The sequence below is a fragment of the Agromyces sp. NPDC057865 genome (assembly GCF_042796995.1).
Lineage (GTDB): Bacteria > Actinomycetota > Actinomycetes > Actinomycetales > Microbacteriaceae > Agromyces.
This window is the reverse complement of record NZ_JBHVMJ010000001.1, coordinates 893899-918136: the sequence shown is the minus strand read 5'-3', so window position 1 is coordinate 918136 and position 24238 is coordinate 893899. Positions and strand designations below refer to the sequence as shown.

19 protein-coding genes are annotated in these 24238 nt (G+C 71.6%); 9 read left to right on the top strand and 10 right to left on the bottom strand.

Features of this window, described 5'->3' with window-relative positions; translation table 11 throughout:
* The first annotated feature begins 74 nt into the window (after window positions 1-74).
* Window positions 75-839 (top strand): hypothetical protein, encoded by a 765-nt coding sequence (locus ACFVN5_RS04275; protein ID WP_376953436.1) that lies wholly within the window; start codon window positions 75-77, stop codon window positions 837-839.
* Between the two features lie 141 nt (window positions 840-980).
* A complete protein-coding gene (locus ACFVN5_RS04270) occupies window positions 981-1199 on the top strand; it encodes a hypothetical protein (RefSeq protein ID WP_376953434.1) in 219 nt (72 codons plus the stop codon).
* Window positions 1200-1227: 28 nt separating this feature from the next.
* Here ACFVN5_RS04270 and ACFVN5_RS04265 read toward each other — a convergent pair whose 3' ends face one another.
* Both ACFVN5_RS04265 and ACFVN5_RS04260 read right to left on the bottom strand, forming a co-directional pair.
* Complete coding sequence (locus ACFVN5_RS04265; protein ID WP_376953431.1) at window positions 1228-2019, bottom strand: transglutaminase family protein; 792 nt, start codon at window positions 2017-2019, stop codon at window positions 1228-1230.
* 207 nt (window positions 2020-2226) lie between these two features.
* Entirely contained in the window at window positions 2227-3870 is a 1644-nt protein-coding gene (locus tag ACFVN5_RS04260) for a hypothetical protein (protein ID WP_376953430.1), read from the bottom strand.
* A 356-nt stretch (window positions 3871-4226) separates the two neighbouring features.
* Here ACFVN5_RS04260 and ACFVN5_RS04255 point away from each other — a divergent pair, with 356 nt between their 5' ends.
* Entirely contained in the window at window positions 4227-6518 is a 2292-nt protein-coding gene (locus tag ACFVN5_RS04255; protein WP_376953428.1) for a beta-glucosidase, read from the top strand.
* 257 nt (window positions 6519-6775) lie between these two features.
* On the opposite strand, the gene ACFVN5_RS04250 is transcribed toward ACFVN5_RS04255, so the two are convergent.
* From ACFVN5_RS04250 to ACFVN5_RS04235, 4 genes are all read right to left on the bottom strand, one after another.
* Window positions 6776-8713: a glycoside hydrolase family 127 protein gene (locus ACFVN5_RS04250; RefSeq protein ID WP_376953427.1), complete on the bottom strand. Its 1938-nt coding sequence runs from the start codon at window positions 8711-8713 to the stop codon at window positions 6776-6778.
* The gene (locus ACFVN5_RS04245; protein WP_376954311.1) at window positions 8710-9513 is read right to left on the bottom strand and encodes a carbohydrate ABC transporter permease; all 804 of its coding nucleotides are present in this window, start codon (window positions 9511-9513) and stop codon (window positions 8710-8712) included. Before ACFVN5_RS04245 ends, ACFVN5_RS04250 begins: the two co-directional genes overlap by 4 nt.
* A gap of 164 nt (window positions 9514-9677) precedes the next feature.
* Entirely contained in the window at window positions 9678-10604 is a 927-nt protein-coding gene (locus tag ACFVN5_RS04240; RefSeq protein ID WP_376953424.1) for a carbohydrate ABC transporter permease, read from the bottom strand.
* Between the two features lie 74 nt (window positions 10605-10678).
* Window positions 10679-11974, bottom strand: a complete 1296-nt coding sequence (locus ACFVN5_RS04235) for an ABC transporter substrate-binding protein (RefSeq protein ID WP_376953423.1) — start codon at window positions 11972-11974, stop codon at window positions 10679-10681.
* A 167-nt stretch (window positions 11975-12141) separates the two neighbouring features.
* On the opposite strand from ACFVN5_RS04235, the gene ACFVN5_RS04230 reads away from it, so the two are divergent.
* The gene (locus tag ACFVN5_RS04230) at window positions 12142-13170 is read left to right on the top strand and encodes a LacI family DNA-binding transcriptional regulator (protein ID WP_376953422.1); all 1029 of its coding nucleotides are present in this window, start codon (window positions 12142-12144) and stop codon (window positions 13168-13170) included.
* Window positions 13171-13187: 17 nt separating this feature from the next.
* Here ACFVN5_RS04230 and ACFVN5_RS04225 read toward each other — a convergent pair whose 3' ends face one another.
* From ACFVN5_RS04225 to ACFVN5_RS04215, 3 genes are all read right to left on the bottom strand, one after another.
* Window positions 13188-13967, bottom strand: a complete 780-nt coding sequence (locus tag ACFVN5_RS04225) for a CPBP family intramembrane glutamic endopeptidase (RefSeq protein WP_376953421.1) — start codon at window positions 13965-13967, stop codon at window positions 13188-13190.
* A 21-nt stretch (window positions 13968-13988) separates the two neighbouring features.
* On the bottom strand, window positions 13989-14486 hold the full coding sequence (locus ACFVN5_RS04220) for a nucleoside deaminase (protein WP_376953420.1): 498 nt from the start codon (window positions 14484-14486) through the stop codon (window positions 13989-13991).
* 68 nt (window positions 14487-14554) lie between these two features.
* Window positions 14555-15322, bottom strand: a complete 768-nt coding sequence (locus ACFVN5_RS04215) for an SDR family oxidoreductase (RefSeq protein WP_376953418.1) — start codon at window positions 15320-15322, stop codon at window positions 14555-14557.
* A 103-nt stretch (window positions 15323-15425) separates the two neighbouring features.
* Here ACFVN5_RS04215 and ACFVN5_RS04210 point away from each other — a divergent pair, with 103 nt between their 5' ends.
* Window positions 15426-16457, top strand: coding sequence for an NAD-dependent epimerase/dehydratase family protein (locus tag ACFVN5_RS04210; RefSeq protein WP_376953417.1), 1032 nt, complete (start codon window positions 15426-15428; stop codon window positions 16455-16457).
* Here the strand turns inward: ACFVN5_RS04210 and ACFVN5_RS04205 are convergent.
* Window positions 16454-18124 carry a DUF885 family protein gene (locus ACFVN5_RS04205; RefSeq protein WP_376953416.1) on the bottom strand — a complete coding sequence of 557 codons (1671 nt, stop codon included), beginning with the start codon at window positions 18122-18124 and terminating at the stop codon, window positions 16454-16456. The two genes, ACFVN5_RS04210 and ACFVN5_RS04205, sit on opposite strands and share 4 nt — an antisense overlap.
* 184 nt (window positions 18125-18308) lie before the next feature.
* On the opposite strand from ACFVN5_RS04205, the gene ACFVN5_RS04200 reads away from it, so the two are divergent.
* The 4 genes from ACFVN5_RS04200 (at window position 18309) to ACFVN5_RS04185 (ending at window position 24172) form a co-directional block, all read left to right on the top strand.
* On the top strand, window positions 18309-18962 hold the full coding sequence (locus ACFVN5_RS04200; protein ID WP_376953415.1) for an NAD(P)H-binding protein: 654 nt from the start codon (window positions 18309-18311) through the stop codon (window positions 18960-18962).
* Window positions 18963-19219: 257 nt separating this feature from the next.
* Entirely contained in the window at window positions 19220-20251 is a 1032-nt protein-coding gene (locus ACFVN5_RS04195; RefSeq protein ID WP_376953413.1) for an aromatic acid exporter family protein, read from the top strand.
* A 288-nt stretch (window positions 20252-20539) separates the two neighbouring features.
* Entirely contained in the window at window positions 20540-21070 is a 531-nt protein-coding gene (locus ACFVN5_RS04190; protein ID WP_376953411.1) for a hypothetical protein, read from the top strand.
* A gap of 144 nt (window positions 21071-21214) precedes the next feature.
* Window positions 21215-24172: an aminotransferase gene (locus ACFVN5_RS04185; protein ID WP_376953410.1), complete on the top strand. Its 2958-nt coding sequence runs from the start codon at window positions 21215-21217 to the stop codon at window positions 24170-24172.
* Window positions 24173-24238 lie beyond the last annotated feature (66 nt).

Genomic DNA, 24238 nt, shown 5'->3' with positions numbered 1-24238 from the left:
CGCGCATCCCGCCCGGTCGGATGATGGTCCCACAGCACCGCCGCGCACCCGTCGGTCGAGTGGAAGGCCCCACGATGTCGGCAGCACCTCCGAGCAGCACCCCGCCCGCACCTCCGGCGCCGGCGTCCCGGGCGGCGCGCGTTCCCGCGACGCCGACGGGCGACGTCGACTCCATGCCGGTCACCGTCGTGCCCCAGCGCCCGCCCGCCGTCACCGGGTGGCTCGACACGCTCGGAACGGTCTCGCTCGTCGTCGGCATCTGCGCTGCGCTGCTCACGATGGTCACGCCATTCCGCGATCCGATCGCGACGGGCGGCCTCGCCGCGCTCGCCGTGCTCGCCCTGGTGCTCGGCATCGTCGTGCGGGTGCGCGCGGTGCGCGCCGGCCAGCGCGCGACGAACGCGTTCATCGGCATCATCCTGTCGGTCGTCGCGCTCGCACTCCTCGCGATCTCGTTCATCCCGTACCTGTTCATGTCGGTGCTCGCCGAGCGCTTCGACGAGCCGCCGGCGGCACCACCGGCCGTCGTGCGACCCGTCGACGACGAGCTGCGGCAGCTCGAGGCATCCGCCCGCTCGGCCGAGCAGATGATGGGCGTCGCGCAGCAGACGACCGGCATGTACCCCACCACGCTCGCGGTCACGACCGACGGCGACCGCCTGATGACGCCCGACGGGCTCGTCATCGCCGGACTGCCCGACGGCACCGAGGTGAACTACGAGACGAGCATCGACGGCACGCGGTACGACCTCGTGCTCTTCGGCCAGTACGGCGGGCGCGTGGCGCTCAACTCCGAGCAGGGCATCGTGAGCTCGACGCCGGGGCCCACCGAGGGCTGACGCCTGTCACGTCATCGACCACGCCGTCCGACCGCATCGCGACGACCACGTCGAGCCCAGGCAGGCACACGATGTCAAGCCGGGTCCGGATGCCGCGACCCAATGCGAAGGTGGGCGCAAGCCGAACGACGAGGAGCCATCATGAGCGACACCACGGGCGGGCACGAGGATCGGGACGCCGAACGCGATCCCGACCAGCCGGACCGCGACGACGTCACGCGCGACCACGGCCTCGGGTCGGAGGGCACGATTCCGGACGAGCCCGGCAGCGTGGGCGTCGGCGCCGGCGAACCGACCACGTTCGAGCCCGAAGAGGATCCAGAGGCGGCCGCGAACAGGGACGAGGACGCGCCGAGCTGACGCCGGACGCGCCCGCTGATCGCGAGCCTCAGCGCAGCTCGACCAGCTCGGTCACGTCGTCGCGCGGCAGGTCGTCGACGACGGCGGTCACCTCGAGCCGCTCGAGCGACACGCTGCCGCCGTAGGAGCTGAGGAAGGCCGTGTCGGCGGCATCCCGACCCGTCGCGATGCGCAGCAGCGTCGACCGCGGTGCCAGCGCCGTCGCGTCGACGACGTGCCAGGCGCCATCGACGTGCGCCTCGGCGACGGCGTGGAAGTCCATCGGATCGAGACCGGGCGCGTACACCGCGGCGAGCCGCGCCGGCACATCGAGCCCACGGAGCAGCGCGACGACGAGGTGGGCGTAGTCACGGCACACGCCCTTGCGGGCGAGCAGGGTCTGCACCGCGCCGTCCGTCGGCTGGCTCGATCCGGGCACGTAGGCCAGCCGGGTGCCGACCCAGGACGAGACAGCGTCGAGCAGCGCCGCTCCGCCGAGGCCCGCGAACTCTGCAGCAGCGGTCGGGCCGAGCCGGTCGGCCTCGGAGTAGCGGCTCGGTCGCAGGTACTCGAGCAGTTCGAGCTCCGAGGCAGGCGCAACCGACGGGTGACGTCCGTCGACGGTCGCGGCGTACGAGAGCGACACGGTGCCGGGCTCCGTGTCGACGACGTGGATGCGGCTGCCCGCGGCATCCGTCACCTCGACCGGATCGATCGGCGCACCGTTCGACGCGAGCTCGAGCCGCTCGTCGTCGGCCCCGCCCGCGACAGCGACCATGAACGCGAGACGGGCGGCGTCGGCGACGGTCACGGTGATCTGGGCCGACACGGATCGCTGCATGGGAGTACCCGCGGTTCGTCGTCGAGTGAGACGTGCCGAGCGGCACTCCAACCATTCTGACGGGCCGCACGCGGGAAACGACCCCCAGCGCGCGACATCCGTCACGAATCCGGGTCGCTCGCCATCGCCGGGCCGCCCGACGGGACCGAGGTGAACTACGAGACGAGCGTTGACGGCACGCGGTACGACCTCGTGCTCTTCGGCGAATTACGGGGTGGGCGTCGGGGATGCCGTCGGAGGCGCCGGCACCACCTGCAGCCCGATGATGTGACCGTCCGCGGTGAGGAAGTACTGCAGCCCGCCGAAGCCCGGCGTCACGAGGATGCCGGTCGTCATCTTCGGCAGCACGCTCGAGCGCGCGAGCTCGTCGCCCGAGTCCGCGTCGCGCCAGACGACCTCCTCGGTGGTGTAGTCCTGCAGGCCCTGGAACGTCTTCACGGGGATGTGCGTGCCGATGAGGACCCGGTCGTCGGCGGGCCCGATGAGCGTCGTGAAGCTCAGCGTGCGCTGATCGGCCGACCACGCGAGCGTCAGCTCCGAATCGCCGACGTCGACACCGCCGAGCATCGCGGCGCCCGCGTCCATGACGTAGACGCGCTCGTTCTCGGGGTCGACGGACACCATCGACGGGATGAAGCTGTTCTTTGCGCCCGAGTCCGCGAACGGCTGCAGGTTCGCCACCTGGCTCGAATCCGCCTGGCTCACCGCGAAGACGCTCATAGGCGTCGAGGTCGGCGCGCCACCGTTGGTCATGCCCACGACCTGGTCGCCGATGACGGCCATGGCGGATGCCGCGGTCTGCCCGTCGAGCAGGTAGTCGACCGGGCCCCACCCGGCATCCGGTGCCAGCTCGCCGTTCGACCAGGTGTACCGGTAGAGCTTCGTCGCGCCGGGCAGGTAGATCACGTCCTCGCCCTGGAACACGGTGGTCGTGACGCGCCCGCCCATCATCTCGGGGAGCGTCACCTGGTCGAGGATCTCGAGCGTATTGGGATCGATCGCGACGAGCACCGACGCCGGCGCCGAGGACGGGTCGGGGCAGTCGAGGAACGCCGAGAAGCCCTGCTCGGTGCATCCGGGCTGTCGGTTCACGGTCTTGGCGATGAGCGTGCCGTCGGGGAACGCGTCGTAGCCGTTGTACGCCGTGTCACCGGGATCGGAGTCGCCCGTCGGGAGCGTCGTCGAGGCGAGCACCTCGCCGGTGTCGGGGTCGAGCTTCGCGATGCGGTAGCCGTAGATCACGATGAGGTCGTCGGTCGCGAGTGAGTTCAGCACGCCGGGGTAGTTCCACTCCCCGGTGACGTGCGTGTTGATGAGCACGCGCCGCCACACCTCGTTGAAGGTGCTCGGCTCGACACGCGAGACGAACGAGCCCGACGCATCCGGGTTGTCGCCGTAGCCCCCGCCGTACACGTAGAGCTCGTCGGGGCCACGATCGACGATGTTGTAGGGCGTGATGTAGATCTCGTCGGACTGGTACGCGAAGACCTGGTTGTCGTCGCCGCCGGTGTCTCCGAGGAAGCTCGCACAGCCGTACAGGTGCGTGCGATCGGAGTCGTGCACCTCGAACGCGGCCATGCCGGGATACCACGGGGCGTTCCCCTCCGTCAGCGTGCATGCGCGCTCGCCGGGCAGCAGGTCGGGATCGCCGACGAGCGGACCGCCGGCCGCCGTCTCGTCGGCGGGCGGCGTCGAGGCGCCCCCGTGCGTACCCGGCGGGAGGAACGAGATGCAGCCCGTGAGGGTGGCGGTCGCCGCGGCCACGACGAGCGCGCCGACGACGGTTCCGAGTCGACGGATGCCTCGGCGCTCGCGCGCGGGGTACGAGGCGGTGTGGTTCGACGTGCGCATGGCGGCCTCCCGAAGGCCCGCGGGCGGGCCCAGCCCGATGTCGTCCGTGACCCGGTCAGGATGGCACGCCCGGGCGCTGCGGCGGAAGACCCCGGTTTCGGGGCATCCGCATGCGTCGTGTCCGCTCCGCCTCATGTGAGGCGGATTCGACATGAGCCGGACGAAAGTCCGGAGCCGCCACGCGACATCCGTCACGAAATCCGCGCTACCCCTTCCATCCGTCACGGCCCCATGGCTAGGCTGTGAAACGGTTCAGAGTGTAGATCGGTCTACATAGATCGGTCTCCACGCTGTGCAGGCAGGGCTTGGCGGGGCACGCCCGTCAGGGGACACCTTCAAGGAAGAGGGAGAGATCGATGGATTCGATCACCGCACGACCGGCGCGCAGCCGGTGGCGGCGGCTCGCGGCCGTGGCGATCGGGGTGACGATCGCCGCCGGCGGCGTCGTCGCCACCGCCGCCGCACCCGCGACGGCCGAGGACTGTTCGGCGTATCCGTGGATGGACACGTCGAAGACGGCCGACCAGCGGGCGCACGCGCTGCTCGCCGCGAGCACGCAGAATCAGAAGTACCGCTGGCTGGTCGAGCAGCCGGCGAACAGCCCGCTGCAGACGACGTTCTCGGGCGTCGTCTACCCCGTGCAGGTTCCCTGCACGCCGACGGTGGTGTACACCGACGGCGCCGACGCCGTGCGGCGCACGGCCGGCACCACCGCATTCCCGGCTCCGATCGCGATGGCGGCGACGTTCGACCCCGACCTCGTCGAGGCGAAGAGCGTCGCGCAGGCGGTCGAGTCGTTCCAGAACCGCAAGAACGTGATCCTCGGCCCGGGCATCGCGAGCGGCCGCACGCCGCTCTCGGGCCGCAACTCCGAGTACCTCGGCGAGGACCCGCTGCTGTCGGGCGCGCTCGGCGCGGCCGCGATCCGCGGCTACCAGTTCGACGACGACCAGGTCGCGGTGCTGGCGACGCCGAAGCACTACGTCGCGAACGAGCAGGAGCTCGACCGGCAGACCAGCTCGTCGAACATCGACGAGCGTACGTTCCACCAGGTCTACGCCCTCCCCTACGAGATCGCCGATGAGGCCGGTCCCGAGAGCACGATGTGCTCGTACAACCAGATCAACGGCGTCTACGCGTGCGAGAACCCGTACGTCATCGGCGACACGCTGAAGCGGAAGATCGGGTTCGACGGCTACGTGATGAGCGACTTCGGCTCGGTGCACACGACCGCCGGCTCGCTCAAGGCGGGCATGGACCAGGAGCTCAACCGGCCGATCTGGTACACGCCCGCCCGCCTCGACGCCTCACTCGCCGCGAAGGAGATCACGCAGGCCGACATCGAGACGGCGGCGTTCCGCGTCGTGCGTTCGTACATCCGCGGCGGTCTGTTCGACCACCCGCTGCCCACGGCGGTCAACCCGAACTCCTCGACCCCCGAGCACAAGGCCATCGCCCGCGAGCTCGCCGAGGAGGGCACGGTGCTGCTGAAGAACGACGGCGCACTGCCGCTCGCTCCCGCGGCGGGCGACACGGTCGCGCTGTTCGGTCCGACGGCATCGGCCACGCCCACCAACGGCATCAGCGCGACGTCGGTCTGCAGCATGTTCAACCGCAACTCGAACACCTCGATCTGCGAGGCGCTCGTGTCGCCGCAGGCGGCGATCACCACGCGTGCCGGCCAAGACGGCGCTGCGGTGACGTTCAACGCGGGCACGGATGTCGCGGCCGCCGCGGCCGCCGCCGCCCAGGCGGACGTCGCGGTCGTCTTCGGCTACAAGCGCATGGGCGAGTTCGCCGACCCGACGAGCCTCGCGCTCGACGGCAACGGCGACGCGCTCATCTCGGCCGTCGCGGCCGCGAACCCGAACACGATCGTCGTGATCCAGGCGGGCAGTGCGGTCGAGATGCCGTGGATCGACGACGTGAAGGCCGTCTTCCACGCGTGGTACCCGGGTGAGCAGATGGGCCCGGCGCTCGCGAGCCTGCTCTGGGGCGACGTGAACCCGTCGGGCAAGCTCCCGATGACGCTGCCCGAGAAGCTCGCCGACACGCCAACGGGCTCCGACCCCGCCCGCTACCCGGGCATCTTCTCCGACGGCACGACGACCCGCCCCGCGGGCACCAATGAGATCCGCCAGGTGAACTACACCGAGGGCCTGCAGGTCGGCTACAAGTGGTACGACGAGCAGGGCATCGACCCGCTGTTCGAGTTCGGCCACGGCCTCTCCTACACGTCGTTCGAGTACTCGGACCTCAAGGTGAAGGTCGACCGCGACCGCCGCACCAACGAGCGCGCGACCGCCACGGTGTCGTTCACGGTCACGAACACGGGCGAGCGCGACGGCGCCGAGGTGCCGCAGGTGTACCTCACGCTGCCGGATGCCGCGAACGAGCCCGGGAAGCGCCTGGTCGCGTTCGACCGCATCCAGCTGGCCGCGGGCGAGAGCACGCGCGTCGAGCTCGTGGTCGACTCGGCGGCGAGCAGCCACCCGTTCTCCATCTGGGACGTGGACGCGGACAAGTGGGTCTCCCCGAAGGGCCGCTACGACCTCGCGGTCGGCTCCTCGTCGCGGGACATCCGGCTCACCGACAGCCTGCAGCTGAACATCACGATGCCGGCGGCATCGGCGAACGGCCGCGGCTGATCGACTGACGCGCCTCAGGCGCGACGGACCGACGTCCGGGGCGGTGGTGCGGCCACCGTCCCGGACGTCACCCATGTCCGGCGCCGTGCCGGCTCAACAGTGCTTGCCGTCAGCCGCGTGTCGAATCCGCCTCATGTGAGGCGGATTCGACATGAGCGGAGCGGGAACGTTCCTCAGGCAGGTTTCGAGACGCGGCTCCGCCGCTCCTCAACCCGCGGACGCAGCGGGCGGGGTTCGAGACGCGGCTTCTCCGCTCCTCAACCCGCGGACACCAGTTCCGGCACCCAGACGCGCATGCGCGACGGGCCGCGCTCGGCCCACTCGTGGTACCGCACGAGCGGCACCTCGGCCCGCGCGCCGGTGCGCTCGTCGGCGACCGTCACGATCACCGCGCCATCGGCGGCATCCCGCGGTTCGGCCGCGGCATCCACGCGCAGGTCGGCGAAGTCGGATGCCGCGAGCGCCGTGCCCGCGAGGTCGACCGACTCGAGCGCGAACACCTCGGGCCCGCGCTCCACCACGAGGCATCCGCGCACCGCATCGACCCGGGAGTCGGGACGCGTGAACCGCGGCGCGACCGGCAGCTCGAGCACGACCTCGTCGCCGGCCGCGAACGCCCGCTCGACACGGGCGACGCCGGGCGCGGCGGCGACGGGCGCGGGCGCCGGCGCGGCGGCCGAACCGTCCGCCGGCACGACCGCGAGCGAGGCCCCCGAAGCCCACGCCGGAACGCGCAGCGACAGCGTCCACGGCGCCGTGGCATCCGTCAGCACCCGCACGCGCACGACCCCGGACGCCGGGTACTCGGTCGACACCTCGATGGCGACCTCCTGCCCGTCGGCGAGCGTGGTGCGGATCGACGCGGGCGCGTACTGGTGCAGCTGGATGCCCGAGGCATCCGCCGTCGCGACGTAGGCCGCGAGACTCGCGAAGGTGCGCGCCGTGTTCGGCGGGCAGCATGAGACGTCGAACCACGGCGCGCGCAGCGACGAGTGGGCGCGCGGCGAGACGACGTCGGCCTCCGCCTCGGAGCCCGGCTGCCGCTGGTGCAACGTGTTCGCGTAGTAGAACGCGGTGCCCTGCGCCGACGGCGACGTCTCGATCACGTTGAAGAGCGTGCGCTCGATCTGGTCGGCATGCCGCGGGTCGCCCTGGGCGAGCAGCAGCCGCCAGCTGAACATCACGGATGCCACGCCCGCGCACGTCTCGGAGTAGGCCCGGTCGGCGGGCAGCTCCCAGTCGTCGCCGAACGCCTCGTCCTGGTGGTGCGAGCCCTGCCCGCCCGTCACGTACGTGCGGCGGGCGACGGTCGCGTCCCACTGCCGGTCGAGCGCGCGCAGCAGCTCGTCGTCGCCGGTCTCGACCGCGACATCCGTGGCGCCCGAGGCGAGGTAGTTCGCCCGCACGGCGTGGCCGCGCAGCACGTCGGCCTCGCGAACGGCGAGGTCGTCCTGGTAGTACGAACGGCCCCACTCGATGTCGCGCAGCGTGCCGCGGCCGTGACGCTCGACGAACAGTCGGGCCTGCTCGACGTAGCGCGGCTCGCCGAGCGCCCGGCCGAGTTCGGCCAGCCCGACCTCGACCTCGGCGTGACCGCAGATGCGCTCGTCGCCGCCCTCGCCGAACACCTCGCAGACGAGGTCGGCGGCACGCCGGGCGACGTCGATGAGCCCGTCGTCCGCGGCGGGACGCGTGCGCACCCGGGCGACCGCCGCCTGGAACAGGTGCCCGAGGCAGTACAGCTCGTGCCCCCACTCGAGGTCGGACCAGCGCGGACCCTGCCCGGGCCGGCCGAACTGCGTGTTGAGGTAGCCGTCCGCGTCCTGCGCCGCGGCGACCCGGGCGACGATGCGGTGCAGGCGCGCCTCGAGGTCCTCATCGCCGCCACGGCGGCCGATCTCCCACGACACGGCCTCGAGGTACTTGTAGACCTCGGAGTCCGAGAACTCGCGTCCGCGGCGCCCCTCGGGCAGCCGGCCGGATGCCGCGAGGTCGAAGTTCGGGAGCCAGCCCTCGCGCTCGAGCCATCCCTCGATGTGCGCGAGCGTGTTGGTGCCGTTCACCTCCTGGCGGTGGTGCCAGAACCCGCCCGTGATGGTCACCTCGTCGAGGCCGAGCGGGCGCAGGGCTCCCCAGCTCGGTGCGACGGGCACGAGGTGGGCGGTGGTGATGGTTGCGGTGCGGGTCATGTTCATCCCTTGAAGGCGCCCGACATGAAGCCGCGCACGTAGTGACGTTGGAGGATCAGGAAGAGGAGGATGCACGGCAGGGCGAGCACGACGACGCCCGCCTCCGTGGCCCCGTAGTCGACGACGCCCTGCACCTGACCGCGCAGGTTCGAGATCGCGAGGGGCAGGGTCATCCGGTTGGTGTCGCTGATGAGGATCAACGGGGCCATGAAGTCGTTCCAGGCGGCGAGGAAGGCGAACAGCCCCACGGTGATGAGGCCCGGCTTCACCGCCGGCACGAGCACCTGCCACAGGACGCGCCAGCTCGAGCATCCGTCGACCATCGCGGCCTCGTCGAGCTCACGCGGCACCGACTCGAACGAGATGCGCATCATGAACATCGAGAACGGCAACTGGAACATCGTGAGCACGAGCGCGACGCCGACGAGCGAGTTCGACAGCCCCACCGCGTTCAACAGCACGTAGAGCGGGATGAGCAGCGTCGTGTACGGCACCATCAGGATCGCGAGCGTGGACAGGAACAGGAGGTCCTTGCCCGGGAACCGGAACCGCGCGAACGCGTAGCCGCCGAGCAGCGAGATCACGAGGGTCAGCAGCACCGTCAGCAGCGAGACGAAGGTCGAGTTGAACAGGTAGACCCAGATGCCCGCCTGGTAGTTCGCGAGCGTCGCGTAGTTGCCGAAGCCCCACCCGTCGACCTGGTTCGTGCCGGGCAGCGGCGAGACCGACGAGATCGCCGTCCAGATGAGCGGGTAGAGGAAGAGGAGCGCGAGCGCCCCGGTCACGACCCAGTACGGCGTGCGCATGGCGATGCCGGCGAACGAGGTCGGCGCGGGCCGCTTGCCGGCGCCGCCGCCGAAGCGGCCCCTGCCGTCGCGGGAACCGCGGTACTCAGGCGCGACGATCGCGATCGTGCTGTCGGAGCGCGGATCCGACTCGTCGGAGGGCCGGCGCGTGGTGGTCGTGCTCATCAGTCCTCGGCCTTCCGGTTGAACGCGCGGATCTGCGCGATGTTGATCACGATGAGCGCGAGCAGCACGATCACCGAGAGGGCGCCGGCGACGCCGAGGTCGTTCTGGCCCTGGAACGCGACGCCGTAGATGAGTTGCACGATCGTGATGGTCGAGTTGTCGGGGCCGCCCTTCGTGAGGATGTAGAACTGCTCGAACGCGAGCAGCGAGCCGGTGACGCACAGCACGGTCGTGAGCGCGAGCGTCGGCCGCAGGAGCGGGAGGGTCACGCTGCGGAACGTCTGCCAGCGCGAGGCGCCGTCGATGCGCGCCGCCTCGTACACGTCGTCGGGGATGCCCTGCAGGCCCACGAGCATGAGCAGCATGTAGAAGCCCGCGTAGCGCCAGACGATGAGGAAGATGGTCGACCACAGCGCGCCGTCGGGCGTGCCGAGGAACGTGAAGCCCCACGCCTTCATCAGCCCGGCGAACGGTCCGGCGATCGGCGAGTAGAGCACGTAGAAGAGCAGCGACGCGGATGCCAGGCCGAGGGCGCTCGGCACGAGGAACGACGTGCGCAGTAGGCCCTTCCAGCGCGTCGACTCCTGCACCAGCAGGGCGAGGCCGAGACTCAGCGCGAGCAGGATGATCGTGGTGAGGATCGTGTACTTCAGGGTGAAGAGCACCGAGTCCCAGAAGAACCGGTTCGACACCGCGTCCTGGTAGTTCTCGGGGAAGTTCCAGCCCTGGTTGCCGCCGAGCAGCGGCCAGTCGGAGCCCGACATCTGCAGCACGAGCAGCAGCGGCAGGGCGAAGAGGAAGAGCACGAAGAGCGCGGTCGGCAGGGCGTAGAGCCAGCCGGTGATCGCGCCGCGCCGGCCGGGGTGGCGACGCCGGGCGGATGCCGCGGCAGCTTCGGCCGCGTCGGCGGGGAGGGTGGCGGTCATGGTGGAGCCTTTCGATGGGGCCGGTCGGCCGGCGCGCGGCATGGACGTCCGCGCGCCGGCCGGTCGTGGTGCGACTACTGCGAGAGCACCGCCGTGATCTCGTCGTTGTCGGCGTCGACGGAGTCCCCGTCGCCCAGCACCGCGTTCCGAACAAGCGTGAGCCACGGGCTCGACGGCGCGTTGAACGCCTGCTGGAAGTTGATCGCGACCGGGGTGTCGCCGTGGCCGGCCACCTCGTTGATCGTGATCAGGCGCGGGTCCTTCTGCGAGTACTCGTTGTCGGCGAGGTCGGAACGGGACACCACGTCGTTGTCCTTCGCGAGCACCTGCACCTGCGCGTCCTCCGACATCAGCCAGTTGAGGAAGTTCCACGCCTGCGCGGCCTTCTTCGAGTCCTTCGAGATGCCGATGCCGTCACCGCCGACGAACGTCGAGCCGCCGCCCTTCGGGCCGGGGATGCCCGCGACGCCCACGTCGAACGGCGTCGAGGAGAGCAGCGTGGCCGGGTAGAACTGGAGGCCGACCTTGCCCTCGGTGAAGCCGGCGGTCCAGGTCGGGCCCGCCTCGTCCTGCGACGACGGGAGCACGGCGCCCGAGTCCCACAGGTCCTTCCACGTCGAGTAGACGTCCTTCGCGGTGTCGCTGTTCAGCAGCGACTCGGTGCCGTCGTCGGAGAGCACCTCCTCGCCGTCGGCCCAGACGCTCGGGAACCACGTGAAGACGAGGCATCCGCCGCAGTTGAGGCCCGTGGCTGTGCCGTACGTGTCGGGCTTGTTCAGGGCCTGGATGGCCTTGGCCCACTCGGCGTACTCCTCGAGGTTCGCGGGGCCTGCCTCGGCGTCGAGGCCGGCCTCGGTCGCGAGCTCCTTGTTCCAGAACATCATCGAGAGGTCGAGCACGAACGGGAGCACGTACTCCTCACCGTCGAGCGTGCCGGCCGAGAGATGGCCCTGGTTGATGCTGTCCTTGAAGTCGAAGCCGTCGATGTTGGCCGTGATGTCCTGGAACAGGCCCTGCTTCACCCAGTTCGGCACGTAGACGATGTCGGCCGCGAACAGGTCGGGCAGGCCGCCCGAACCGGCGGCGGCGCCCACCTTGGCCACGTAGTCGTCGTTCGGCACGACCGTGAGCTCGACCTGGTTCTCGTGCGACGCGTTGTAGGCGTCGACGAGGAGGTTGGCCTGCTTCTCGAGGGGTGCGCGGGTCCAGAGGGTGAGGGTCGAGCCGTCGTCGACGCCTTCGGCGCCCGCGTCCGCAAGGGGGGTGCTGGCCGGCTCGGCGCCCTGCGCGCAGGCGGCGAGTCCCACCGTGAGGGCGCCGGCGGCGAGCAGGGCCGTGGCCCGCGTCATCCGGCGAGTGATGCGTGTCATCTGAGATCTCCTAGCTCATCATCGAGCGGGCTCGGGGGAAGCCCGGAATGTGATTGCTCGGCTTCGGTTCCGAAACTCACCGAAATGCCTTTCGGCACGCTACTCTGGCGATGTCACCGGCGTCAAGCACGACTTCCGGTAGCGTTTCAGTCGGAAGGGCGACACGGATGGCTCGAACAGACTCCCCCGGCGGCCGGGCGGCCACGCTGAGCGACGTCGCGCGCCTCGCGGGGGTGTCGCTCGCCACCGCCTCGAAGGCCATCAACGGGCGCGACCAGGTGGCGCCCGCCACGCGCAAGCGCGTCATCGCCGCCGCCGAGGAACTGTCGTTCACGCCGAACGAGCTCGCGCGCAGCCTCATCGCCGGCCGCACCGGCACCGTCGGCCTCCTCACGAGCGACCTCGAGGGCCGCTTCGTGATCCCGATCCTCATGGGCGCAGAGGACGCGTTCGGCGCCGGGCAGGTGAACGTGTTCCTCTGCGACGCCCGCGGCGACGCGATCCGCGAGCAGCACCACCTCCGGGCGCTGCTCAACCGCCGCGTCGACGGCATCATCGTCGTGGGGCGGCAGACCGACCCGCGCCCCTCGCTCGGGCACGACATCCCGGTCCCCGTCGTCTACGCCTACGCGCCGTCGGACGACCCGACGGACGTCTCCGTCACGCCCGACAACGTCGCCGGCGGCCGCCTCGCCGTCGAGCACCTCATCGCGACCGGGCGGCGGCGCATCGCCCACATCAGCGGCGACCCGACCTACGCGGCGGCGCAGGACCGCGCCGTGGGCGTCCGGGCGGCCCTCGCCGACGCCGGGCTCGAGCTCGTGGGCGACGTGCTGTTCTCCGAGTGGTCGGAGCACTGGGGTCGCGACGCGTCGGCGCTGCTGCTCTCGCAGCATCCCGACATCGACGGGATCTTCTGCGCGTCCGACCAGATCGCCCGCGGCGCGCTCGACACGCTGCGCGACCTCGGCAAGCGGGTGCCCGAGGACATCGCGGTCATCGGCTACGACAACTGGGAGGTGCTCGCCACGAACTCGCGCCCCGAGCTGACGAGCATCGACGCGAACCTGCAGCAGCTCGGCCGGGCCGCCGCCATGCGCATCTTCGAGGCGATCGACGGCGAGGCCCCCGACGCCGTCGTCGACCACCTGCCGGTGCGGCTGGTGATCCGCGGGTCGACGATCCCGCGGCGCTGAGCGCGCTCGCGGTCGCGTCAGGCGGCGAGCGCGAGCAGCAGCACGACGCTCGCGAGGTTGCGCAGCGAGTGCACGAGCACGGCGACGAGGAGGCTGCCGCGCGTCAGCCACATCGTGCCGGCGAGCACGAGCCCCATGCTCGCGTAGACGAGCACCGAGACGAGGTCGGCGACGTCCTTCAGATGCCAGAGGCCGAAGAGCAGGCTCGAGCCGACGATGAGCAGCCACGCCGGGAGGCGGTGCCGCGGGCGCCAGGCGAGGGCCTCCCGGAACACGAGCTCCTCCACGATCGGCCCGAACACGACCGCGGCGAGCGCGATGACCCACCAGGTGTCCGCGCCGCCGAGGGCGGCCACGAGCTGCGCCTGGTTCACCCCGGTCGGGCTTCCGCCGAGCAGGAGCACCACGAGGCTGACGATGGTCGGCAGCACGAAGATCGACACGAGGCCCGCCACGAACAATGCGAACGTCACCCACGGGCGTTCCCGCGTCAGCCGGAAGCTGCGGACCCAGGTGTCGCGGTACACCCAGCTGCCGACGGCCGCGAAGACGACCACGATCGTGAGGTTGGCCCAGGTGGCGACGACCGGGTCGATCCCGCCGGTGACCGCGAACACCACCGCGCCGACGAAGAACGAGGCGAGGTAGACGCCGACGAAGATCGCGCGCGCGACGCGACCCCCGGTGCGCTCACGGGCGGCGGATGCCGGGGGCGCGACGTTCGCGTCGGGCGCGGCGGGCGGCGCGTCGGGCGCCACGGGCGCGACCGGCGCCGCCTCGTCTCGGAAATCGACCACGACGAGAGCGTACGCGATCGCTCAGACCCAGAACCCCACGTGCACGTCGGTCGCCTCGGGCAGCTCGGCCGGACCGGCCACCGCGATCGGGCGACCACCCCGCGCGAAGACCTCGCGGCACGGCAGCTCCAGGGTCGGCACGCCCTCCTGCGCGGCGACGAGGTCGCGCAGCCCCGACTCCGAGAGGGCGTAGACGACGCGGGCGATGCCGCTCCAGTAGATCGCGCCGGCGCACATCGCGCAGGGCTCGGTGCTCGTGTAGAGCGTCGCCGTGGCGAGCTCCTCGGACGTGAGCACCTGCGACGCCGCGCGCACCGCGTTCGTCTCGGCGTGACCGGTCGGGTCGCCCGTCGTGACCACGGTGTTCATGGCCTCCACCGCACGGCCGTCGGCGGCGACCACGACCGACCCGAAGGGGTGGTCGGTGCGCGTGCGCGCGTCGCCCGCGAGGGCGGTGCACCGGCGCAGCCACTCGAGGTCGGCGTCGGTCACGAGGGTCGGGTCGGCCTGCTCTGGCATGCGCGGAGTCTAGCCGCGGCATCCGGGCGCCGGCGACGCTCGCGAGGTGCGCCGGCGCCCGCTCGACGTCAGCGAGTGGGAGCCGAGGCCTGCGCCGCCGCCCACTGCTCGAACGTGGTCGAGCCGAGGCGCGCCGTCGAGGCATCCGCCGGCACCAGGGAACCGTCGTCGAGCTTCGTGCCGAAGTACTCGGCCTCGGGGTCGGCGACCACGGTGCGCTCGTCGCCGCGCGCCGCGAGTGCACCGGCGATGAACTCGTCGAAGCGGAACTCCTCGGGCCCGGCGATCTCGACGTCGCCGTTCACGGGCTCGCCCGTCGCGACCGCGGCCACGGCGTCGGCCACGTCGTCGGACGCGATCGGCCGGAACTTCACGGGCGCGATGCGCACCGTGTCGCCCTCGGTCGCGCCGTCGGCGATGGCCTTGCCGAACTCGAAGAACTGGGTGGCGTGCACGATCGAGTACGGCACGCCGCCGTCGCGGATGAGCCGCTCCTGCGCGACCTTCGCGCGCATGTAGCCGCTGTCGGGCAGGCCGACCGAGCCGACGATCGACAGCGCGACGTGGTGCGCGACGCCCGCCGCCTGCTCGGCCGCGAGGAGCGTGTTCGTCGAGGTCACGAAGAACGCGAGCACGTCGTCGGGCGCGAACGACGGCGAGTTCGACACGTCGATCACCACCTGTGCGCCCTCGAGCGCCTCGGCGACCCCCTCGCCCGTGAGCGTGTTCACCCCGGTGTTCGGCGAGGCCGCCACGACCTCGTGTCCCTGCGCGGTGAGCCGCTGCGCGACCTTCGACCCGATGAGCCCGGTTCCGCCGATGATGACGATCTTCACGATGATCCCTTCCGTCGGGGCATCCGCCACCCCGTTCAGAAGCTCCGACCGGGCGGCCTCCCGAACTGTGACACGGATGCCGCGACGGGAGCAAGATGTCCGTATGAGCGACGAATTCGTGCTCGTGACCGGCGGTTCCGGCTTCATCGGCGTGCATTGCATCGTGCAGCTCCTCGAAGCGGGGTACCGCGTCCGCACCAGCCTGCGGTCGCTCGCGCGGGCCGACGAGGTGCGCGCCATGGTGGCCGAAGGCGGCGCGGATGCCGCGGGCGTCGAGTTCGTCGAGCTCGACCTGCAGCGCGACGACGGCTGGCTCGAGGCGGCGGCGGGTGCGACGTACGTGCTCCACGTCGCTTCGCCGTTCCCGCCGACACAGCCGAAGGATCCCGACGAGCTCATCGTGCCGGCCCGCGACGGCGCCGTGCGCGCGTTGCGGGCGGCCCGCGACGCGCGGGTGCGACGCGTCGTCCTCACCTCGTCGTTCGCCGCCGTCGGCTACGGCGCGCCGCGTCCCGACCGGCCGTACACCGAGGACGACTGGACCGACCCGAGCGACGAGCGCCTCACGCCGTACGTGCGATCGAAGGCCGTGGCCGAGCGCGCCGCCTGGGACTTCATCGACCGCGAGGCGCCCGACCTCGAGCTCGCCGTCGTCAACCCGGTCGCCGTCTTCGGTCCGACGCTCGGCCGCGACCTCTCGGCGTCGCTGCAGCTCATGCTCACCTTCCTCAACGGCGAGGTGCGCGGCATCCCGGATGCCGCGACGAACGCCGTCGACGTGCGCGACGTCGCCGCGCTGCACCTCGCCGCCATGACGCACCCCGATGCCGCGGGCGAGCGGTTCCTCGCGGTCGCGGGCGATCCGGTGCCGTTCCGGGAACTCGCGGCCATGTTGCATGAGAACCTCGGGGACGCGGCACGACACGTGCCGACGCGCACGGTGCCGAGTTGGGTCGTGCGGGTGGCCGCCCGCTTCAACCCCGACCTGCGCGCGATCCTGCCGCAGCTCGGCCGCCGGCCGTACACCTCGCACGCGAAGGCCGAGCGGATGCTCGACTGGCATCCGCGCTCGAACAAGGAATCGATCCTCGCCTCGGCCGAGAGCCTGGTGCGGCAGGGGCTGGTGCGGGACTAGATCGTCTCATCCCAGCGACCCGCGGCGTCGAGGAGGTCGACGTCGCTGCGATCGCCGAGCAGCTCCCAGCGCTGCAGCGACAGCGGCACGTTGCCGTTGCGCCACACGAAGTCGTGCACGTCGCGCACGGAGAGCTCGCGCCCGTCGGCGACGGCCGCGACCGCGGCATCCGTCACGAGTCGCAGCACCTCCTGCTTGCCGACGTGGTACGCCATCGCGAGGCCGGGCGTCGCCACGTAGTACGAGGTCTCCTCGGTCGCGGTGCCGACGTCCATGGGCACCTCGCGCACGAAGAAGTCGATGGCCTCGGGGAGGCTGAACGCGCCCGTCGCGAGGTTCACGTCGACGACGACGCGCAGCGCGCGCAGCCGGACGAAGTTGTGCACGATCGCCTGCGAGTGCGGCGCGTCGGCGAAGAGGCCCGCCGTGAGCATCAGCTCCTCGTTGTAGTGCGCGATGCCCTCGTTGGCGACCGAGTCGATGAAGTGACGCCGCATCGGGTTCGGCTGCACCCACGAGAGCGCGAGCTGCTGGCTGTGGGCGCCCTCGTGGATGATGCCGAGCCGCGGGTCGCGCGCGCTCGCGGCGGCGAAGTACGGCAGGTCGGGCGACGGCTCGGGCACGAACGAGGTCGCGTGCTCGTCGACCCGGCGGATGCTCGTGAGGTCGTCATTGACTCCGAGGAACGCGAGCGGCTCGAGGTAGTCGGGCGTCGGCGCGTAGAGGTATCGGCGCAGCGACTCGGGCTGGCTGAGCAGGCCCGCCGCCTCGGTGAAGGCGCGGACCTCCAGCTCGAGGTCGGCCTGGTCGGCCGATTGGGCCTCCGCGGACGCGGGGAGCTCGGCCTCGGGCAACCCGCGGAAGCGCGTGCGCGTCACGAGCTCCGCCACGAGGCTGCGCCGGTAGTCCTGCATGGCCGCGCGCACGAGCTCCTCGGGCTCGGCGGTCACGAGCGCCACGTGCCGCAGGTACCACGTGAACGCGTCGCGTCCGACGATCACGTCGGGTCCGAGCCGGCCGGCGGAGGCCACGAGCCATTCGCGGTAGCGCTCGAGCGCGTCGCTCGCGGCGGGCTGGGCTGCGGCGAGCGCGGCGGCGGTCGCGGCATCCGTCAGCGGGCGGACCGCCTCGACCGAGCGAGCGAGCCGGGCGCCGATGTCGTCGAGCTCGGCAGCCGCGACACGGGCGAGCGTCGCGACGCCGGCGCGCTCGAGGTTCGCGATCGCCTGGTCGACGCCCGCTGGGATCGCCTCGAGCACGCGCACGAGGTCGGACTGCCGCCGCGCGTCGAACGGCGGCGGCGCGAGCAGCAGGTCGAACCACGGGCCGAGCACCTGGGAGGAGAGGAACACGGCGTCGCGCTCCTGGTTGCGCAGCACGTCGAGCTCCCAGCGCACGCGCGCGAGCGCGGCGCCGAGCAACCGGTGGTCGACCTGGTCGGAGATCTGCAGCGCGCCGACGCCCTCGTCGTCGATCGCCCGCCAGCGCGCGGCGAAGCCCTCGAGCTCGAGGCGGAACTCGTCGATCGCCGCCGGATCGAACCGCGGCAGCCAGCCGTCGGGCCGGTCGACGCGTGGGATGTCGTCGGACGTGCGGAAGGACGTGGCGTCCCGCCACTCCCAGAACTCCACGCCGAGGCGGGCGATATCGGCTGCGAGCGACGTCATGCGCCAACGCTATCGGGGGCCTCCGACGCCGAACCCGGTGATCGAGTAGCGCCGGCGCGAAGCGACGACGCGTATCGAGGTCGGACACGGGTCTCGATACGCGTCCGACTTCGTCGGGCGCTACTCGACCACCGGGGTCCGACTTCGTCGGGCGCCCCTCGACCACCGGTGGGATACTCGGGGGATGCGCGTCGTCATCGCCGGAGGCCACGGCAAGATCGCCCTCATCCTCGAACGCCTGCTCGTCGAAGCCGGGCACGAACCGATCGCCATCATCCGCAATCCCGACCACCGCGACGACGTCGACGCCACCGGCGCGGCCGCCGTCGTGCTCGACCTCGAGGACGCATCCGTCGACGAGGTCGGCCAGGTGCTGAAGAACGCGGATGCCGCGGTGTTCGCCGCCGGCGCTGGACCCGGCTCGACCGCCGAACGCAAGTTCACCGTCGACCGCGACGCCGCGATCCTGCTCGCCGACGCCGCCGAAGCAGCCGGTGTCCCGCGGCTCATCGTGATCTCGGCCATCGCCACCGACCGGTTCGACCCCGACTCGCAGGACATCTTCCAGCTCTACCTGCGGGCGAAGAGCGAAGCGGATGCCTCGATCCGCTCGCGCGACCTCGACTGGACCATCGTCCGGCCGGGCTCCCTCACGAACGATCCCGGCGTCGGGCGCATCCACGCCTCCGACGTCGTGCCCGGCGGCGGACGGATCCCCCGCGCCGACGTCGCGGCGATCATCGCATCGCTGCTCGAGACCGGCGCGGCCTCGCGCACGCAGTTCGAGGTGGTGTCGGGCGAGGACTCGATCGCCGACGCGCTCGCTGGTCTCGCCTGACCGGTCGTCGAGTAGCGCCGCGCGGAGCGCGACGAACCGGTCGTCGAGTAGCGCCGGGCGGAGGCCGACGAACCGGTCGTCGAGTAGCGCCGCGCGGAGCGCGACGCGTATCGAGACGCGGCACGAGGGTCTCGATACGCGTCCGGATCCGCCGGGCGCTACTCGACCACCGGCGGCCGTCCGACTCCGCCGGGCGCTCCTCGACCACCGGCGGCCGTCCGCCGGGCGCTCCTCGACCACCGGGCTAGCCTGAGGGCATGGGCATCACGGCGACGTTCCGGGCAACCAAGCGCGTCCCGATCCTGCAGGTCCTGAAGTCGGCGGTCGCCACGATCGCCGCCTGGCTCGTCGCCGGCTGGCTCATCCCGGGACCGCTCCCGGTGTTCGCGGCGATCGCGGCCCTCCTCGTCGTGCAGCCGAGCGTGAACCAGTCGCTCGGCAAGGCGGTCGAACGCTCGATCGGCGTCATCCTCGGCGTGATCATCGCCACGGGCATCGCGCTCGTCTTCGGGCAGAACACGTGGGTCATCCTCGTCGCCATCGTCATCGCGATGCTCGTCGCCTGGGCGCTGAAGATGACCCCGGGCACCTCGAACCAGGTCGCGATCAGCGCGATGCTCGTGCTCGCCCTGGGCGCCTCCTCGCCCGAGTACGCGCTCGATCGCGTGCTCGAGACGCTGATCGGCGCGGCGATCGGCATCATCATCAACGCGCTCATCGTGCCGCCGGTCACGGTCGCGCCGGCGCGCGACGCCCTCGCCCGCCTCGGCGGCGAGCTCGCGGCATCCGTCGACCGACTCGCCCACGCCCTCGAGACTCGTCGCACCCCGGCCGAGCTCGAGTCGCTCATGATCGAGGCGCGGCTGCTGCGCCCGATGCGGGATGCCGCGGACGCCGCGATCGACGACGGTCAGGAGTCGCTCACCCTCAACCCGCGGCGCTCCGCCCACCGCGAGGAGCTCGCCCAGCTGCGCGAACTGCTCGAGCAGCTCAGCCCGATCGTCACGCAGCTCATCGGCATGACCCGCGCCTTCGCCGACCACTACGACGCCAGCCTCCACGATGAGCCGACCGTGCGCGCCATCGCCGAGCAGCTGCGCCGCGTCGCCCACGACGTCCGCCTCGCCGCTCGCGTCGCCGAGCCCGAGCCCGAGCCGCTGACCTCCGAGACCCCGGCCCTCACCTCGGCCCTCGTCATCGCGGCGCCGAAGACCGCCCACTGGATCCTCGTCGGCTCCCTCATGGAGGACCTCCGCCGCATCCGCGAGGAGCTCGGCGCCGAGGAGTGACCCGACCGTCGCTGACGGCTGGGCCGCGTCGAATCAGTTCGTCTTCCGGAATGCCCCGCCACAACGCCACAACGCCACAACGCCACGCGGCGCTCCGCACGGAAACGGTCGCTCCGATGCGACGCACGGCCGACCCGGGTGGATCGCCTGGTCTCCGACCGAGCCCCACCGTCTCCCACCTCTCCTCCACAGGTCGCCCTCGGCCGAGAGTCCCAGGCCTCTCCTCGGAGCCGGCCGGTCTCCCAATACACCGGACGTACGTTCGGAGCGGATGAGACGGAGGAGCGGATGAGCGACCGCACGGTCCGTGTCGACGACGAGATCGGGAGGCTCGTCGGCGACCTGGCACACGCGCTCGGGCGAACGAGGAAGCGAGTGCTGCGCGATGCCGTCCTCGTGTTCGCCGACCTGCACGCGCAGACGCTCGCCCGCGGCGTGGAGGCATCGAGCCGACGATCCTCGGCCGCCTCGGGGGCGTTGGAGGATGGGCGACGGCTCGCCGAGGTCGGCGGAGACCTCCTGGCGCTCGACCTGCGTGAGCGCGTTCTCGTCATGCGGCGGGAGATCGTCGCCGTGGTGGAGCGATCCGGCGCGAGCGACGTTCGGTTGATCGGCGAACTCGCCGAAGGTCGCGCATCGCAGGTCGTCGAGCTGCTCGTCACGAGCGACCTCGTGGGCGCGGCGTGGCGCCACCTCGATGCGACGGTGGAGCTGCAGCGCCTGCTCGATGCTCCAGTCGAGTTCACCGATGCGACCGGGCTGCGGCTCTTCGGGCGGGATCGGCTTGCGACGCTCGAGCGCACGGCCGTCATGCTGTAGCGGGAGGGCCATCGAGCATCGACCACCCCGCCACGCCTGTCGGCCGCGGGCCGGGGCGTCGATCGACGGGCCGTCCGCTCGCCATGGCGGCGATCGATGGCGAGCGGCCGGGCTGGCTATCGTCGAGAGCGGAAAGGGGCGCGGATGTCGCAGGAGAGCGCGGGCGTGCGAGGGTTCGACTTCTTCGGGGCGGGCGAGCTGCCGGCTCCGAACCTCCCCGCCGACGAGGTCGCGTCGATCGTGCGCGAGCGCTGGGGGATCGATGCCGAGCTCTCGCCGCTCGGCAGCCAGCAGGACCAGAACTTCCTCGCGCGCGTCGACGGCGAGCCGGTCGGCGTCGTGAAGATCACGAACCCGGCGTTCACGGCGACCGAGCTCGCCGCGCAAGAGGCGGCCGCCGACTGCATCGCCGTGAGCGCACCCGCCGTGCGCATCGCGACCACCACGACGGATGCCGTGGGCTCATCTCGCTCGGCCGTCGCCGAGACGAGCGAGGGCCCGCTCAGCATCCGAATCATCGAGCACCTCGACGGCGGCACGCTCACGGGCGGCGCGTACCTCTCGCCGACGACCGTCGCGCGCATGGGCGAGCTCGCCGCCCGCACGAGCCTCGCCCTCGCGGACTTCGACCACGACGGGCTCGACCGCGTGCTCCAGTGGGATCCGCGGCACGCCGACCGCGTCGTCGACCTGTTGTCGCCGCACCACCCCGACCCCACGAAGCGACGACAGGTGACGGATGCCGCGGCCGCCGCCTGGGCCGACCTCGTCGTCGTGGCATCCGCCCTTCCGCTCCAGGCCGTGCACCTCGACCTCACCGACGACAACGTCGTGTGCACGACCGAGCGCGGGATCCGCCTGCCCGACGGGATCATCGACTTCGGCGACGTGACCCGCAGCTGGGCGGTCGCCGAACTGGCGATCACCATCTCGTCGTTGCTGCACCACGCGGGTGCCGAGCCCGTGGCCGTGCTACCCGCGATCCGGGCGTTCCATGAGCTGCGGCCGCTCTCGACCGAGGAGGTCGCCGCGATCTGGCCGATCGTCGTGCTGCGCGGCGCCGTGCTCGTCGTGAGCGGCGAGCACCAGGTGCAGCTCGACGGCGGCGAGAACGCATATGCCGCCAGCGGCATCGACCGCGAATGGCGCATCTTCGAGGAGGCCGTCTCGTTGCCGACGGAGGTCATGACGGCCGTGATCGCCGACGCGCTGGGCATGTCCGGTGGTCGAGTAGGGCCCGGCGGAGCCGGACCCGTATCGAGACCGGAACACGAGGCGTCTCGATACGCGTCGCCTCCGGCGGCGCTACTCGACGACCGGAGGGCGGCGCTCCTCGACGTCTCGATCACTTCCGATGACGTCGACGCGGGCGCGTGGCTCGACACCGAGCTCGAGGATCGGCTCGCGCTCGCGGCGCTCGACGCCGGGGCATCCGTCGCATGGCTCGACCGCGGCACGCCGCGCCTCACGGCGAGCCGGACGCACTCGACGACCTCGTCGGCGACGATCCCGACCGGGATCGACGTGTGGTTCGCGGAGCCGCAACACCTCGTCGCGCCTGAGGGAGTTCGGCTCGTGATTGAGGCCGCCGACGGCGTGCGCATCGTCGACGGGCACATGCTGGCGCGAACGCGTCACCGGATCCGGCTCGAGCGGGCAGAGGGGCCCAGGGTTCCGCACCTCGTGCGGCCGGAGTATGCGGCGGGGTGGCTCGGGGTGTCGGGGGATCCCGCGGAGCTGTTGGGTCTCGGGAAGGGTCTCGATACGCGTCCGGCTCCGCCGGGCGCTCCTCAACCACCGGATGCGAACGCGGAAAGGGACGCCGCGGCGCTCATCGAACGCCGCGACCGCGCGTTCGCCGAGGTGCAGGGGCACTACTACGAGGCGCCGCCGCGCATCGAACGCGGGTGGCGCGAGCACCTCGTCGGCACCGATGGACGCGTGTACCTCGACATGGTCAACAACGTGACGCCACTGGGCCACGGGCACCCGAAGCTCGCGGCAGCGGTAGCGAGGCAGCTGCGCACGCTGAACACGAACTCGCGCTTCAACTACGGCGCCGTCGTCGAGTTCTCCGAGCGGCTCGCGGCCCTGCTGCCCGATCCGCTCGACACCGTCTTCCTCGTGAACTCGGGCTCCGAGGCGACCGACCTCGCCATCCGCGTCGCACTCGCCGCCACCGGACGACGCGACGTCGTGTCGATCCTCGAGGCCTACCACGGCTGGACGTACGGCTCCGACGCCGTGTCCACCTCGGTCGCCGACAACCCGAACGCGCTCGCGACCCGTCCCGACTGGGTGCACGTCCTCGACGCGCCGAACCCGTTCCGCGGGCTGCACCGGGGCACGGATGCCGCGCGCTACGCGCCCGAGGCGGCTCGCAGCATCCGGGAGCTCGCGGCATCCGGTCGGCTGCCCGCAGCATTCATCGCGGAGACGTTCTACGGCAACGCCGGCGGCATCCCGCTGCCCGACGGCTACCTCGAAGAGGTGTACGCGGCCGTGCGCGAGACCGGCGGGCTGGCGATCGCCGACGAAGTGCAGGCCGGCTACGGGCGCCTCGGCGAGTGGTTCTGGGGCTTCGAGCAGCAGGGCGTCGTGCCCGACATCGTCGCCGTGGCGAAGGCCGCCGGCAACGGCTACCCGCTCGGCGCCGTCATCACGACGCGCGAGATCGCCGCGCGCTTCCGCACGCAGGGCTACTTCTTCTCGTCGACGGGCGGCAGCCCGGCCTCGAGCGTAGCCGGCCTCGCGGTGCTCGACGCGTTCCGCGACGAGGGGCTGCAGCGCAACGCGGCCGAGGTCGGCGCGCACCTGAAGGGCCGGCTCCAGCAGCTCGCCACGCGGCATCCGCTCATCGGCGCCGTGCACGGCCTCGGCCTGTACCTCGGCGTCGAGTTCGTGCGCGACCGCGTGACGCTCGAACCCGCCGCCGAGGAGACCCGCGCGATCTGCGACCGGCTGCTCGAGCTCGGCATCGTCATGCAGCCCACGGGCGACCACCAGAACGTGCTGAAGACGAAGCCGCCGCTGTGCATCGACCGGACTTCGGCCGACTTCTTCGTCGACACGCTCGACCGGGTGCTCGCCGAGGGCTGGTAGCGCGGGCGCCGGCCGCGCGCGGGCCGAACGGATGCCGCCGATGTCAACGCCATGACACCGGTTGCG